The following is a 14365-nucleotide window of genomic DNA, read 5'->3' as shown; positions in this document are numbered from 1 at the left end:
TGGTAGCGTATCAGGCTTCGTCGACGACCGGGTTGGACAGGGTGCCGATGCCGGGGATGGTCACCTCGAAAACGCCGCCCGCCTCGAGGAAGATCGGCGGATTGCGCTTGAAGCCGATGCCGCTCGGGGTGCCGGTGGCGAGGATGTCGCCCGGGTTCCACGGCAGCGCCTGCGAGATGTAGGCGATCAGCGCGGGGATGTCGAACGCCAGCTCGGACAGCTTGCCCGACTGCAGCTGCTCGCCGTTCAGGCGGCCGCTGACGGTCAGCTCGCGGTACTCGGGGATGTCGTCGGCCGTCACCAGCCACGGGCCGAGCGCGCCGGTGCCGGCGAAGTTCTTGCCCATGCCGTACTGGTGGGTGTGGAACTGCCAGTCGCGCACGCTGGCGTCGTTGAAGCAGGTGTAGCCGGCCACGTGTTCCATGGCGTTGGCCGGATCGATATGGGCGCCGCCCTTGCCGATCACCACCGCCAGCTCGGCCTCGAAGTCGAAGTTGGTCGACACCTTGGGGCGCAGCAGCGGCGCGCCGTGGGCGATCAGGGTTTCGCTGTAGCGCTGGAAGATCACCGGGTACTGGCCGATCTTGCGGCCCGCCTCGTGGGCGTGCTCGACGTAGTTGATGCCCACGCACACCACCTTGCCCGGCTTGGGGATCACCGGCTCCAGCGTCACGCTGGCCAGCGGGTAGTCGGTCTTGCCGGCGGCGGCGATCTGGCGCGCCTGCGCCAGCAGATGCGGGTTGGCCAGCAGGGCGCTCAGGTCGGCGGCGCCGGCCACGCGGTCGGTCAGTTCATTGACGCCGTCGCCTATGACGACGCCGTAGTGGGCGCGTCCCGCGCGTCGGTACGATATCAGTTTCATGCGGTTCTCCTCTGTATGGAATGGGGCCAGACTTTGCTGCGGTCGGACCGATTATAGGATCAATTCTTAATTTTGTGCATAAAAATATTTAGTTTGCACAAAAATGATCGCTGTGTATAATTTATCGCATGGGGACGGCGATAGGCGCCCGGCCCGGATAACGGTGTTGACTGGAGGTTGTAGATGTCGCTGGTGAATGTTCGGAAGTACAAACTGGATGTCGAGGAGTGCTGGCACGAGGGCGGCCCGCGGCTGGCGACGCCGCTGCGCGTGGCGGTGGCCATGGCGGTGGTGAAGAACCCCTATGCCGGCCGCTATGAGCCCGACCTCATGCCGTTCATGCAGGAGCTGCGCCAACTGGGCGCGGAACTGTCGGCGCGGCTGCTGGCGGCGCTCGGCGGCCCGCAAGCGGTGCAGGCCTACGGCAAGGGCGCCGTGGTCGGCGAGGATGGCGAGCTGGAGCACGGCGCCGTGTGGCACGAGGCCGGCGGCTGGGCCATGCGTGAAGCGCTGGGCGGGCCGAAGGCCATCGTGCCGGCCGCCAAGACCATCGGCGGCGCCGGCACCCGGCTGGTGATGCCGCTCGGGCATATCCAGGCGGCCTACGTGCGCAGCCACTTCGGCGTGGCGGAGATGACCTTGTGGGACGGCCCGCGCCGCGATGAGATCGTGTTCGGCCTGGCGATGGCCACCGGCGGCCGCATCCACGCCCGCATCGGCGGCCTGGCGGCGGACGAGGTGCGCGGCGAAGATGGTCTGCGTTAATTCTAGATAAAATAAATCAACTATCAGGAGACAATCATGACGACAAAAATGATGCGCGCGGCCCGCATGCACGCCGTTGGCGAGCCGATGAAGATTGAACAGATCCCGGTGCCGGAAGTGCGCCCCACCGACGTGCTGGTGGCGGTCAAGGCCTGCGGCATCGTGCCCAACCTCGGCAACGTGCTGAGCAACTGGGGCAACTGGTTCCCCCATCTGCCGCTGCCCAAGCTGCCGGCCATCTTCGGCCTCGACCCGGCCGGCGTGGTGGAGGCGGTCGGCTCGCAGGTGATCGGCTTCAAGCCGGGCGACCGCGTGTACGTCAATCCGGCCCGCTACTGCGGCGCCTGCCGCAACTGCCGCGCCGGCGAGACCACCGCCTGCTCGCACTACACCTTCAACGGCTATTTCGGCTTCTCCGAGCGCTCGCAGCGCATCTACGACCAGTATCCGTACGGCGGCCTGTGCGAATTCATGAGCGCGCCGCAGTACAGCCTGGTGCGCATCCCCGACAGCATGCCGTTCGAGCAGGCCGCGCGCCTGGGCTATCTGGGCACCTGCTACCGCGCGCTGCGCACCGCCAACGTCGGCCCCGGCTCGACCGTGCTGATCAACGGCATCAGCGGCACGCTGGGCCTGGGCGGCGCCTTGTTCGCGCTGGCGCTGGGCGCGCGCCGCATCCTCGGCACCGGCCGCAACCGCGAGCTGCTGGCGCGCGTGAAGGCGCTGGCGCCGGAGCGCATCTCGGTGCACTCGCTGGACGACGGCTCGATGCAGCCATGGGCCGGGGACGTCACGCAAGGCGAGGGCGTGGACGTGGTGATCGACGCGCTCGGCCCCGGCGCCAGCCACGGCCCGATGCTGGACGCGCTCAGGACGCTGCGCCGCGGCGGCAAGCTGGTCAACGTCGGCGCGGTGGCGGGCGACGTGCCGGTCAACCTGCACTACCTGATGGACAACGACATCACCCTGGTCGGCTCTGCCTGGTTCACCACCGCGCAAGGGCAGGAGATGGCCGACCTGGCGGAGGCCGGCGTGGTCGACCTGTCGGTGTTCCAGCACCATACCTTCCCGCTGGAGCAAATCAATGAAGCCATCGGCGGCATCGAGAACCGCAATGGCGGCTTCAGCAATTTCGTCATCTGCCCATAAGGAGCGCGGCCATGAAGATACGACGGGTGGTAACCGGTCACGACGCGCAGGGCCGGTCGGTGTTCGTGGACGATGGCGACGCGCCGCGTGCGCACAGCTTCGCCCACATACCCGGCCACGCGTTCGCGCAGGTCTGGCAGACGGCGCCGGCCGCCGGCGTGCCGCATGCCGGCGGCGACCTGACCGCCGCGCGCGGCTCGCTGCTGCCGGCGCCGGGCGCCTCCAGCCTGCTGGTGGTGGACTTCCAGCCGGACGCCGTCATGGCCAGCCCGGACATGGACTTCGCGGCGGCCGGCGCCGAGATGGGGGCCATGCTGCCGGGCCTGATCGACGTGTTCGAGCAGGACAGCCCCGGCATGCACACCACCGACACCATCGACTACGGTTTCGTGCTCGACGGCGAGATCTGGCTGGAGCTGGACAACGGTGCCCAGCGCCTGCTCAAGGCCGGCGACATCGTGGTGCAGAACGGCACCCGCCACGCCTGGCGCAACAAGACCGACAAGCCGGTACGGGTGGCGTTCGTGATGATGGGCGCGGCGCGCCGGGGCGGCTGACATGGCGGTCAGCGTCAACGATGCCATGCAGACGTTGGTGTTCCGCGCCGCGCGCAGCCAGAACCGCTGGCTGCCGCGCGGCGTGCCGGACACGCTGCTGGCCGAGCTGTACGACCTGCTGCGCTGGGGCCCGACCAGCATGAACTGCGCGCCGCTGCGGGTGCTGTTCCTGCGCACCCCGGAGGCCAGGCGGCGGCTGGTGCCGGCGCTGGCGCCGGCCAATGTCGACAAGGTGACCGGGGCGCCGGTGGTGGCGGTGATCGCCTACGACACCGCCTTCCACCAGCAGCTGCCGAAGCTGTTCCCGCACCGGCCGGAGGCGGGCGCCATGTTCGAGCGCGATGACTCGCTGCGCGAAAGCACGGCGTTCCGCAACGGCACGCTGCAAGGCGCCTACCTGATGATCGCCGCGCGCATGCTGGGCCTCGATTGCGGCCCCATGTCCGGCTTCAACGCCGACCTGGTCAACCAGGAATTCTTTGCCGGCACCACGCTGAAAGTGAACTTCCTGTGCGGCCTCGGCTACGGCGATCCCGCCGCGCTGTTCCCACGTCACCCCAGACTGTCCTTCGACGACGCCTGCACGCTGCTGTAGGCGCCGTTTCCCTTCTTCCACCCTCGATATTCCGCTCCCGGCCTCTGGCCCGGCGCGGAATATCGCTATTGGGCCGCCTGTTTCCACAAGTGCGTTTTGCGCACAGATCAGTGCGAACAAATCGTTTGCGAGCGCCACCACGCCCATGTAAATTAGGTGCATCGACAATCACATAGCGAGTTCGGAATGAGCCAAATGCATAAGAAAGCTGCTTTTCAATGGGACGATCCTTTGTTGCTGGAGCAGCAGCTAACCGAAGACGAACGCATGGTGCGCGATTCCGCCCGCACTTACTGCCAGGAGCGGCTGGAGCCGCGTGTGCTGGAAGCGTTCCGCAAGGAGCACACCGACCTGGCGATCTTCCGCGAGATGGGCGAGCTGGGCCTGCTGGGCGTGACCATTCCCGAGGAGTACGGCGGCGTCGGCCTGAGCTCGGTCTGCTACGGCCTGGTGGCGCGCGAAGTGGAGCGCGTCGATTCCGGCTACCGCTCGATGATGAGCGTGCAGTCCTCGCTGGTGATGGTGCCGATCTACGAGTTCGGCAACGAGGCCACGCGCCGCAAGTACCTGCCCAAGCTGGCCTCGGGCGAGTGGATTGGCTGCTTCGGCCTGACCGAGCCCAATCACGGCTCCGATCCCGGTTCGATGATGACGCGCGCGCGCAAGGTCGACGGCGGCTACGTCCTCAGCGGCGCCAAAATGTGGATCACCAATTCGCCGGTGGCCGATGTGTTCGTGGTCTGGGCCAAGGACGACGACAAGCAGATTCGCGGCTTCGTGCTGGAAAAGGGCTGGCAAGGCCTGACCGCGCCGGCCATCCACGGCAAGGTCGGCCTGCGCGCCTCGATCACCGGCGAGATCGTGATGGACGAGGTGTTCTGTCCGGAAGAGAACGCCTTCCCCGAGGTGCGCGGCCTGAAAGGCCCGTTCACCTGCCTGAACAGCGCCCGCTACGGCATCGCCTGGGGCGCGCTGGGCGCGGCCGAGGATTGCTGGCACCGCGCGCGCCAGTACGTGCTGGACCGCAAGCAGTTCGGCAAGCCGCTGGCCGCCAACCAGCTGATCCAGAAAAAACTGGCCGACATGCAGACCGAGATCACGCTGGGGCTGCAAGGCTGTCTGCGCCTGGGCCGCATGAAGGACGAGGGCACGGCCGCCGTCGAGATCACCTCCATCATGAAGCGCAACTCCTGCGGCAAGGCGCTCGACATCGCCCGCATGGCGCGCGACATGTTGGGCGGCAACGGCATCAGCGATGAATTCGGCGTGGCCCGCCACCTGGTCAACCTCGAGGTGGTCAACACCTACGAGGGCACCCACGACGTGCACGCGCTGATCCTCGGCCGCGCCATCACCGGCATCGCGGCGTTCTGATGGCCGCGCCGCCGACCTTGCCTTCGGGCGCGCTGGCCGGCCTGCGCGTGCTCGACCTGTCGCGCGTGCTGGCCGGTCCGTGGGCCGGCCAGCTGATGGCGGACCTGGGGGCGGACGTGGTCAAGGTCGAGCGCCCCGGCGCCGGCGACGACACGCGCGCCTGGGGCCCGCCGTGGCTGCCGGACGAGCAGGGCCAGCCGACGTCGGAGTCGGCCTACTACCTGAGCGCCAATCGCAACAAGCGTTCGGTCACCATCGACATGGGCCGGCCGGAGGGGGCGCAACTGGTGCGCGAGCTGGCCGCCGAGGCCGACATCCTGCTGGAGAATTTCAAGGTCGGCGGGCTGGCGCAGTACGGGCTGGATTACGACACGCTCAGGACCATCAATCCGCGCCTGATCTACTGCTCCATCACCGGTTTCGGCCAGACCGGGCCGTACGCGGCGCGCGCCGGCTATGACTTCCTGATCCAGGGCATGGGTGGCCTGATGAGTGTGACCGGTCGCCCGGACGGCGCGCCCGGCGCCGGGCCGCAGAAGGTGGGCGTGGCGCTGACCGACGTGATGACCGGCCTGTACGCCTCGGTGGCCGTGCTGGCGGCGCTGGCGCACCGCGAGCGCACCGGCGAGGGCCAGCACATCGACCTCGCGCTGCTGGACGTGCAGGTGGCCTGCCTGGCCAACCAGGCCGCCAACTATCTGGTGGGCGGCAAGGCGCCGGGCCGCATGGGCAACGCCCATCCGAACATCGTGCCTTACCAGGACTTCGCCACCGCCGACGGCCACATGATCATCGCGGTGGGCAACGACGGCCAGTTCGCCAGGTTCTGCGCCGTGCTCGGCCAGCCGAAATGGGCCGAGGATCCGCGCTTCGCCAGCAATCCGGCGCGGGTGCGGCACCGCGAGGCGCTGGTGGCGCAGATCAGCGCGGTGACCGCGCGGCGCGGCACCGCCGAGTGGGTGACGGCGATGGAGGCGGCCGGCGTGCCGTGCGGCCCGATCAACACGCTGGATCAGGTGTTTGACGATCCGCAGGTGCGGGCGCGCGGCCTGCGCGTCGAGATGCCGCATGCGCAGGCCGGCACGGTGCCGCTGGTGGCCAATCCGATCCGCATGTCGGCCTCGCCGGTGCAGTACCGGCAAGCGCCGCCCACGCTGGGCGAGCACACCGACGCGGTGCTGGCCGGATGGTTGCGCATGGATGCCGCCCAGGTGGAAGCGCTGCGGCGGCAAAACATCGTGTAGCGCGCCCGATCAGAAACTGATGCGGAAGCTGGACGAGATCGCGCTCGGCAGCGTGGCCGGCAGCTGGATGGTCAGCGCGTCGTCGCCCTGTTCCCAGCGCAGCGGGGTGGCGCTGCCCAGCAGCGTCACCGCCTTCACCGGGCGCGGCTCCAGTCCCGCCTTGCGGCCCAGCGACTGGATGCGCACGGCGCCGGTGGGCGTGCCCAGCGTGATGGCGTACAGCGCGCCATCCTTGGTGGTGAAGCGGATGTCCTGCGCGGTGTAGGCGGTGTTTTCCTGGAAGTGGCCGGCCGCGGCCTTGGTCGGGCCCTCGCCGAAGATCTTCCACGGGCGGGTGCCGTAGATGGCGTCGCTGTTGACGTCCATCCAGGCGGCCATCTCCTTGAGGAATTGCTGCGGCTCGGGCGGCAGGCTGCCGTCCGGATACTGCACCACGTTCAGCAGCAGGTTGCCGTTCTTGCTGACGATGTCGGCCAGCATGTGCACCACTTCGGTGGTGGTCTTGTACTTGTAGCCTTCGCTGTAGAACCAGTCGCCGATCGAGGTGTCGGTTTGCCACGGCAGCGGATTGATGCCTTCCATCACCCCGCGCTCCACGTCCTGCACGCCGGCCTCGCGGATGAATTCGCCCGAGCCGATGTCCTTGTGGTCGTACACCGCCTCCAGCTTGCCGCCGTGGTTGGCGATGCTGGCGTTGTAGAAGTTGGCGATCAGGGTGCGGCCGACCGCGCCGAACGGGATGCCGCCATCGGTGTACAACAGGTCCGGCTGGTAGCGCGTGACCAGGTCGGTGATGCGGTTGAACCATTCCTGCTGGAAGCGCTTGTCGGTGGTGTACCAGCTGGCGCTGTTGCGATAGGGCTGGTTGTGCGGGCGGTGGTACAGCGATTCATACTTGGGATCGGCGCCATCGTAGGCCACGCCCAGCATCGGCCAGATCTGGTCGTAGCCATGGCTGGTGGCGAACCAGCCGTAGCTGGCGCCCAGGTGTTCCGACACGCCAAAGCGCAGGCCCGCCTTGAGCGCGGCTTTCCGCCAGTCGCCGACGATGTCGCGACGCGGGCCCATCTTGACGGCATTCCATTCGTGGTAGCGCGAGTCCCACAGGTCGAAGTTATCGTGGTGCACGCCCATGCTGACGAAGTAGCGCGCGCCGGCTTTTTTGTACAGCGCCATCAGCGCCTCGGGGTCGAATTTTTCCGCCTTCCACAGCGGGATGATGTCCTTGTAGCCGAACTTGGACGGGTGGCCGTACTTCGCCAAGTGATGCTTGTACTGATCGCTGCCATAGACGTACATATTGCGCGCGTACCAGTCGCCGGCGCGCGGCACGGACTGCGGCCCCCAGTGCGACCAGATGCCGAACTTGGCGTCGCGGAACCAGGCGGGCGCCTGGTAGGTCTTGAGCGAACCGGCGTCGGCGCGGAATGGGCCGGGCACGGTGGTCAGTTGCGCCGGCGCCTGTTCGGCGTCGGCGGCGTGGAGCGGCAGGTGCAGGGCGAGCATGGGGGCGGCAAGCGCGAGCAGCGCGGCGCGGCGGTTGGGCATGGGCGGGTCTCCAGAATAATGGTTTGTGCCTCTAGGTTAAGTAGTATCGGCCACACGGGCAAGTCGTGCGGGCGCGGGTGTGAAATTTCGTTGCCTGCTTTGGCTGCTTTCATAAACGCTGTTCGTGCGCGCGCCGCGCTATGATGCTGGGCAACTCAACCTCTCTTTCATTCACATGATCAATCTGCCGCGCCGCCTGCTCCTGGCCTCTTCCATCACCGCCGCCGCCGCCCTGGCCCTGCCGCATGCGGCGCTGGCCGCGACCTCCAAGGCCGCCGCGCGCAAGCCGCTGGCGCCGAAGCCGCCGATGGGCTGGAACAGCTGGAATTCGTTCGCCACCACCATCACCGAGGCGCAGGCGCTGGAAAACGCCCGCATCATGGCCGACAAGCTGCTGCCGTCCGGCTATGACATCTTCACCGTCGACATCCAGTGGTATGAGGCCAACGCCAACGGCTACGAGTACCGCAAGGACGCCCAACTGACCATGGACGAGTATGGCCGCCTGCTGCCGGCGCCCAACCGCTTCCCTTCGGCCGTCCAGGGCCGGGGCTTCAAGGGGCTGGCCGACCAGATCCACCGCATGGGCATGAAATTCGGTATCCACCTGATGCGCGGCATCCCGCGCCAGGCGGTGCGCCTGAACACGCCGATCCTGGGCACCAAGTGGCGCGCGCAGGATATCGCCGACACCAGTTCCATCTGCGAGTGGAATGGCGACATGTACGGCGTCGACATGACCAAGCCGGGCGCGCAGGCTTACTACGACTCCGTGTTCAAGCTGTACGCCTCGTGGGGTGTGGACTTCATCAAGATGGACGACATGTCGCGCCCGTATGACAAGAACTGGCGCGAGATCGAGGCCGCGCACAAGGCCATCCAGGCCAGCGGGCGCGACATCACGCTCAGCCTGTCGCCCGGCGAGACCGACCTCAAGTGGGCCGCCCACGTGCCGCATTACGCGCAGATGTGGCGCATCTCGGACGACTTCTGGGATGAGTGGAAACTGCTGAAGGAGCAGTTCCAGCGTCTGGAAAACTGGAATCCCGTCATGGGCCCGAACGCCTGGCCGGACGCCGACATGCTGCCGCTGGGGCGGCTGGCGATGGGCTCGCGCGACACCAAGTTCACGCCGGACGAACAGCAAACGCTGATGAGCTTGTGGTCGATCGCGCGCTCGCCGCTCATCATGGGCGGCGACCTGCGCCACCTGGACGCCGCCACGCTGGCCCTGCTGACCAATCCGGAAGTGCTGGCGGTGAACCAGAACAGCCAGCAGAACCGGCCGCACCGCGCCGATCCGGGCACGCGCATCTGGAGCGCGCGCGCGCCCGGCGCCGGCGGCGCGCATTATCTGGCGCTGTTCAACACCGAGGACGCGCCGGCGACCATCGAGTTCGACCTGTCGCGCCTCGACCTCGGCGACCGCACCGTGGCGCTGCGCGACCTGTGGCGCCGGCAGGACGGCGCGCCGGTGCGCGGCGCCATCCGCCAGGTGCTGGCGCCGCACGCCAGCGTGCTGTTGCGCCTGACGGCCTGAGCGGCTCATCCGTCACAAGCGAGGAGACATCCCATGCCTGCCACCACGCGCGCCTCCGTCCTGATCCGTCTCGCCGTGCTGGCCGCGCTGTGCGGCTGCCAGACCGCGCCGCCAGCGGTCAACCCCGAACGTCCGGCGCGGCCGGCGCCGCCGCTGGCGCTGGCCGCCGACGACGTGCGCGCCTTTCCGGCCGCGCCGGCCGGCTTTGCCGACGAGCATCCCGGCCGGCCGCATGGCACGGTGGTGGCGTTCGGCTACGATTCGCCGGTGACCGGCACCCGGCGCACCGCCAATATTTATCTGCCGCCCGGCTATTCGGCGCAACGGCGCTATCCGGTGCTGTACCTGCTGCACGGCATCGCCGGCAACCAGGACGAGTGGCGCGGCTACGTGCGTGCCCAGGCCATCCTCGACAATCTGCTGGCCGATGGCCAGGCGCTGCCGATGATCGTGGTCATGCCCAACGGACGCGCGCTGGCGGACGACCGGCCGCCGCCGGCCGAGCGTACTTTCATGCCGGAGCACATTGCCGGCTTCGAACGGTTTGAATCTGAATTGCTGGAGACCCTGATACCCGCCATCGACGCCGCCTATCCGACCCTGGCGGTGCGTGAACAGCGGGCGATCGCCGGCTTGTCAATGGGCGGCGGGCAGGCGCTCAACATCGGCCTCGGCCACCTGGACACCTTCGCCTGGGTCGGCGCCTTCTCGGCCGCCCCCAATACCCGGCCGGCTGCCGCCCTGGTGCCGGACGCCGCTGCGGCCAGCCGCCTGCGGCTGCTGTATCTTTCCTGCGGCAACCAGGACAGCCTGCTGGGCGTGTCGCGGGACCTGCACCGCTCCCTGCGCCAGCAGGGCGTGCCGCATGTCTGGAACGTGGATGAGCACGGCCATGACCGCCCGAGCTGGGCGAACAATCTGTACCACTACGCCCGGCAGCTGTTTCGTCCGGCCGCCGGGCCCGGCGCGTGATCAGCGCGCCGCGTCCTCCTCGATAATCGCCACCTCCCACGGTGGCAGGCTCAGTTCCTGTCCGGCGCGCACCTGGCGCGCGGTGAGCAGGTCGGTGCCGGGCTGGTGGGGGTAGCTGAAGCTGACCGCCGCGCCGGAGTAGTTGAAGTAGTAGCGCACGGTGCGGCCCTGCGCGTTGACGCCGCTGCGCGTATGCACCTGCGGCGGCAGCTGCTGGTCCGGGCCGATCAGGCCGCGCTCCCGCAGCACCGATTGCAGCACGGACTTTTGCAGCTTGTCCGACAGATACGTGCCTTGGTACACCACCTTGCCGCTGCCGTAGTCGTTGCTGGTGACCGCCGGCCAGCGGCCGAAGAACGGATGGTCGTAATACGCCAACCCCTTGGCCGTGTCCAGCTGCAGGAACTCGGCCCAGTGCCGCACCTGGTTGTCGGCGCCGGCCTGGTAGGGGTCGTCCTTGAGCTTGAGCGGCTGCGCCAGGTTGGAGAATTCCTGGTAGTGGAAGCCCAGCGCCTCGCGCAGCGGGCCGGGCGCCATGCTCCAGCGCACGGCCGCGTTCTCGTTGGCGAAGCCGCTCTTGAAGGTCATCACCACGCGCCCGCCGTTGCGGATGTAGTCGCGGATGCGCTGCAGCAGTGCGTCGTCGGCGATGTACAGCGCCGGCACGATCAGCACCTTGTAGGCCGAGAAATCGCCGCTTTCAGGGAACACGAAGTCGGTGCCGACGTTCAGGTCGTACAGCGCGCGGTGCATCTGGCGCACCAGCGAGCCATAGTCGGCCTTGCTGCCGCCGTTGCCCCATTGGCTCTCCTTGGCGAACGGCATGTCGTTCACGGCGTTGAGCGAATCGCGGCTCCACAGGATGGCCACCTCGTTTTTCAGCTTGAGGTTGACCAGGCGCGCGCCGATCTTTTTCAGCTCGTTGCCGGTGTGGCTCATCTCGGCGTAGGCGCGGTTCGGCTCGAGGTCGTGCGACAGCACGCCTTTCCAGTAGGTTTCCTGGTTGGCGTGGATCGAGGCCCAGTGCCAGTATTCGACCATGTTGGCGCCGTTGGACAGGTGGGTGTAGACGTCCTGGCGGAACTGGCCGTCATACGGCGGATACTGGAACGACGAGCTCCAGTCCGTGGTCTGGGCGTTGGTCTCGGTCACCAGGAAGTTGCCGCGCTTGAGCGAGCGCGTGAAATCGGCGTCCAGCGTCTGTCCGGCGCCGTTGTATTGGTCCTGGGTGCCCCAGTGGTAGATGTTGACGGCCGGGATGTCGAGGCGGCGCGCGACCGCCTCCTCGCTGACGTCGCCGTGCATGGAGCCGGCGAAGTCGTGGGTGACGAACTGGCGCGGCGAGGCGCACTCGCGCACCAGCGCCGCCTGCCAGTGCAGGAAATCGGTTACCCGCATCTGGCTCCAGCGCGACCACTCGAGCTTGTAGCCGGTGCTTTGCGCGCCGTCCGGGCGCGGCAGGTCGACCCAGCTGTGCAGGTCCTGGCCCCAGTAGTTGAGGAACCACGCCTGGCTGAGCTTTTCCGGCGTGCCGAATTTCTTTTCGAGGTAGTGCTGGAAGCGCACGAACACGTCGTCGTTGGCGGCGCCGTAGCTGGCGGTCTCGTTGTCCACCTGCCAGCCGATCACGTTGGGATTGTCCTTGTAGCGGGCGGCGATCTTGCGGATCAGGCGCTCGGCGTAGAAGCGGTAGGCCGGCGCGTCGGTGTTCATGTTTTGCCGCATGCCGTAGGTGTTCTGCACGCCGTTGAACTTGCGCGCCAGGATTTCCGGATGCTGCTTGGCCATCCAGGCCGGGATCGAATAGGTCGGGGTGCCCATGATGACCTTGATGCCGGCCTTGCCCATGGCGTCCACCACCCGGTCCATCCAGGCGTACTCGAAGCGGCCGTCTTCCGGCTCCCACAGGCTCCAGGTCGATTCACCGAGGCGCACCACGTTGAAGCCGGCCGCCTTCATCATCTGGATGTCCTTGTCCAGCCGCTCGTAGGGCATGTACTCGTGATAATAGGCGGCGCCGTACAGCACGGTGGGGAAGGGCGGCGGGGTGGTGTTGTCGGCATGGGCGGCCAGGCACGCGGCAAGCGCGCATGACAGGACCAATTGCCGTAGTCTCCTTGTTGGCATGGGAATTTTTCCTCTCTGGTGGCAGAGTGGATGATTGTGCGGTGGAGCGTGCCGGATTGGCAATTATGAAATTTACCGAGGGGGCGTACGATTTGTATCATTCCCGCGCGGCCGCGTGCGGCTTGCGCATTTTCATGTCGCGATTTGGCGTTTTTGAGAATTGCGGGACGGCGGCGCTGCTTTCACAATGGTGTCACTGCTACGGCGCAACGGGCCGTTTTCAGTAAGCATGCCGACTCTCCATTGTTCGCAATGCTGTCGTCCAGCGGCAGTTGGGGCGGCCTCGGCCGCCCGTTTTTTTTGTGTGCGCGACAACAATAGTTCTGTTGGATTCACGCATTGTCTTGCCTGCCGCGTACGCGTAGAATCGCCCGCATGTATGCATTTTATAAAAAAGCGCTGATCGCGTGCTTGTGTTTATTGGTCGCCAGCCTGCTGTTCAGTTACTTCTGTCTGGCGCAAAGTTATCTGCTGGTGCCGATGTTGCCGATCAAGGGCAGCCCGCTGCCGTGGCAGCCGGTGCCCAGCTGGGAGGCGCGCCCCGGCGGGCCGGCCACCGTGAACATCCAGGACGATCCGCAACGCTTGAAGTATGAGTTCAGCATTTCCGACAAGGCCGAGCAGCCGTTCGCGGCGATCGAACTGGTGTTCCGCGACCGCAAGGGCAAGCCCACCCACGTTGACCTGTCGCGCTACAGCGCGCTCGCGCTGCGGGTCAAATGCTCGCCGGCCAACACCTTGATGTTCAGCGCCTACACCTTCGAGCGCGTCATCCCGGGCAAGGAATATCTGAACTACCGGCCGTCGCTGGCGTACTTTTCCTGTAATAAGAACGAGTCCAAGGTCGAGATCGACCTGACCCGGCTGGAAACGCCGCACTGGTGGTTTTACCTGGTCAACCTCGACCTGTCGCGCCAGTCGTATAAACTTGACAAGGTCACCAAGCTGACCATCGGCAGCACCTTCCAGAGCCCGCGCGGCAAGCCGATGGCGGTCGAGGTCAGCGCGCTGGAGCTGGAGGGGCGCGATTACCGCTACCTGGGCTTGCTGGCGGTGACGCTGTCGCTGGCCTGGGGCGGCTTCGGCCTGTGGTTCTTCCTGCGCCATGCCGGCGTGCTGACCGAGGACGTGCGCGAGCGGCTGCAGAAGGACTTGCCGTTTGTCGCCTACCAGCAGTTGTCGCTGGAACCGCACCGCGACAAGGAAAAAACCGCCATCCTGCAGTTTATCGGCAGCAAATACGCCGATCCCGCGCTGGAGCTCGACACCGTGGTCGAGCAAACCGGGGTCAACCGGACCAAGGTGGGGGAATTGCTGAAGGCCGAGCTGGGGTACACCTTCAGCGGCTACGTCAACAAATTGCGCCTGACCGAGGCGGCGCGGCTGCTGGCGGAGAAAGAGTCGGCCGCCGTGGCCGAGATCGCCTATTCGGTCGGTTACGGCAATGTCTCGTACTTCAACAAGCTGTTCAAGGAGGAATACGGCTGCACCCCCAAGGCCTTCCGCGACGCCTGCAAGCGGGGCGTGGCGACGGTGGAGGAGGCGGCGGAACCGGGCTAACATTAATGTCCGAAAAAATAAAACAAACGGGTTTTTAGTAGCAATTTCACTCTCAGCGTTACTTCGGCGCGA

12 protein-coding genes are annotated in these 14365 nt (G+C 66.7%); 9 read left to right on the top strand and 3 right to left on the bottom strand.

From position 1 onward, the window contains the following. Window positions 1-10: 10 nt before the first annotated feature. Window positions 11-862: a fumarylacetoacetate hydrolase family protein gene (locus tag FHW83_RS01155; RefSeq protein WP_176644542.1), complete on the bottom strand. Its 852-nt coding sequence runs from the start codon at window positions 860-862 to the stop codon at window positions 11-13. 183 nt (window positions 863-1045) lie between these two features. On the opposite strand from FHW83_RS01155, the gene FHW83_RS01150 reads away from it, so the two are divergent. The 6 genes from FHW83_RS01150 to FHW83_RS01125 all read left to right on the top strand — a co-directional run bounded on the left by FHW83_RS01150 (window position 1046) and on the right by FHW83_RS01125 (window position 6546). Continuing rightward, window positions 1046-1627, top strand: coding sequence for an amino acid synthesis family protein (locus tag FHW83_RS01150; protein WP_176644541.1), 582 nt, complete (start codon window positions 1046-1048; stop codon window positions 1625-1627). Between the two features lie 36 nt (window positions 1628-1663). Next, window positions 1664-2776, top strand: coding sequence for an alcohol dehydrogenase catalytic domain-containing protein (locus tag FHW83_RS01145; RefSeq protein ID WP_176644540.1), 1113 nt, complete (start codon window positions 1664-1666; stop codon window positions 2774-2776). A gap of 11 nt (window positions 2777-2787) precedes the next feature. Continuing rightward, window positions 2788-3333 (top strand): cupin domain-containing protein, encoded by a 546-nt coding sequence (locus tag FHW83_RS01140; RefSeq protein WP_176644539.1) that lies wholly within the window; start codon window positions 2788-2790, stop codon window positions 3331-3333. A 1-nt stretch (window position 3334) separates the two neighbouring features. Beyond that, on the top strand, window positions 3335-3928 hold the full coding sequence (locus FHW83_RS01135) for a malonic semialdehyde reductase (RefSeq protein ID WP_176644538.1): 594 nt from the start codon (window positions 3335-3337) through the stop codon (window positions 3926-3928). 195 nt (window positions 3929-4123) lie between these two features. Then, window positions 4124-5302, top strand: a complete 1179-nt coding sequence (locus tag FHW83_RS01130) for an acyl-CoA dehydrogenase (protein WP_176644537.1) — start codon at window positions 4124-4126, stop codon at window positions 5300-5302. Next, window positions 5302-6546, top strand: coding sequence for a CaiB/BaiF CoA-transferase family protein (locus tag FHW83_RS01125; RefSeq protein WP_176644536.1), 1245 nt, complete (start codon window positions 5302-5304; stop codon window positions 6544-6546). Before FHW83_RS01130 ends, FHW83_RS01125 begins: the two co-directional genes overlap by 1 nt. 9 nt (window positions 6547-6555) lie before the next feature. On the opposite strand, the gene FHW83_RS01120 is transcribed toward FHW83_RS01125, so the two are convergent. Then, the gene (locus FHW83_RS01120; RefSeq protein ID WP_218105912.1) at window positions 6556-8094 is read right to left on the bottom strand and encodes an alpha-L-fucosidase; all 1539 of its coding nucleotides are present in this window, start codon (window positions 8092-8094) and stop codon (window positions 6556-6558) included. Window positions 8095-8269: 175 nt separating this feature from the next. Here FHW83_RS01120 and FHW83_RS01115 point away from each other — a divergent pair, with 175 nt between their 5' ends. Together FHW83_RS01115 and FHW83_RS01110 are read left to right on the top strand one after the other, a co-directional pair. Further along, entirely contained in the window at window positions 8270-9634 is a 1365-nt protein-coding gene (locus FHW83_RS01115) for a glycoside hydrolase family 27 protein (RefSeq protein WP_176644535.1), read from the top strand. A gap of 33 nt (window positions 9635-9667) precedes the next feature. After that, window positions 9668-10606: an esterase family protein gene (locus tag FHW83_RS01110; protein ID WP_176644534.1), complete on the top strand. Its 939-nt coding sequence runs from the start codon at window positions 9668-9670 to the stop codon at window positions 10604-10606. On the opposite strand, the gene FHW83_RS01105 is transcribed toward FHW83_RS01110, so the two are convergent. After that, window positions 10607-12709, bottom strand: coding sequence for a beta-galactosidase (locus FHW83_RS01105; RefSeq protein WP_229223967.1), 2103 nt, complete (start codon window positions 12707-12709; stop codon window positions 10607-10609). A 399-nt stretch (window positions 12710-13108) separates the two neighbouring features. Here FHW83_RS01105 and FHW83_RS01100 point away from each other — a divergent pair, with 399 nt between their 5' ends. Continuing rightward, window positions 13109-14293 (top strand): AraC family transcriptional regulator, encoded by a 1185-nt coding sequence (locus FHW83_RS01100; RefSeq protein WP_176644532.1) that lies wholly within the window; start codon window positions 13109-13111, stop codon window positions 14291-14293. The last annotated feature ends 72 nt before the right edge of the window (window positions 14294-14365 follow it).

This window comes from Duganella sp. SG902, from assembly GCF_013376005.1.
GTDB lineage: Bacteria > Pseudomonadota > Gammaproteobacteria > Burkholderiales > Burkholderiaceae_D > Rugamonas.
Note: the sequence above shows the minus strand (reverse complement) of the source record. Positions and strands in the feature narration are given on the sequence as shown.

Bases quoted from the DNA above. Each gene is read 5' to 3' on its own strand.
- FHW83_RS01135 (WP_176644538.1), top strand. From the start codon at position 3,335: ATGGCGGTCAGCGTCAACGATGCCATGCAGACGTTGGTGTTCCGCGCC.
- FHW83_RS01120 (WP_218105912.1), bottom strand. From the start codon at position 8,094: ATGCCCAACCGCCGCGCCGCGCTGCTCGCGCTTGCCGCCCCCATGCTC.
- FHW83_RS01125 (WP_176644536.1), top strand. From the start codon at position 5,302: ATGGCCGCGCCGCCGACCTTGCCTTCGGGCGCGCTGGCCGGCCTGCGC.
- FHW83_RS01110 (WP_176644534.1), top strand. From the start codon at position 9,668: ATGCCTGCCACCACGCGCGCCTCCGTCCTGATCCGTCTCGCCGTGCTG.
- FHW83_RS01155 (WP_176644542.1), bottom strand. From the start codon at position 862: ATGAAACTGATATCGTACCGACGCGCGGGACGCGCCCACTACGGCGTC.
- FHW83_RS01140 (WP_176644539.1), top strand. From the start codon at position 2,788: ATGAAGATACGACGGGTGGTAACCGGTCACGACGCGCAGGGCCGGTCG.
- FHW83_RS01100 (WP_176644532.1), top strand. From the start codon at position 13,109: ATGTATGCATTTTATAAAAAAGCGCTGATCGCGTGCTTGTGTTTATTG.
- FHW83_RS01145 (WP_176644540.1), top strand. From the start codon at position 1,664: ATGACGACAAAAATGATGCGCGCGGCCCGCATGCACGCCGTTGGCGAG.
- FHW83_RS01115 (WP_176644535.1), top strand. From the start codon at position 8,270: ATGATCAATCTGCCGCGCCGCCTGCTCCTGGCCTCTTCCATCACCGCC.
- FHW83_RS01130 (WP_176644537.1), top strand. From the start codon at position 4,124: ATGCATAAGAAAGCTGCTTTTCAATGGGACGATCCTTTGTTGCTGGAG.
- FHW83_RS01150 (WP_176644541.1), top strand. From the start codon at position 1,046: ATGTCGCTGGTGAATGTTCGGAAGTACAAACTGGATGTCGAGGAGTGC.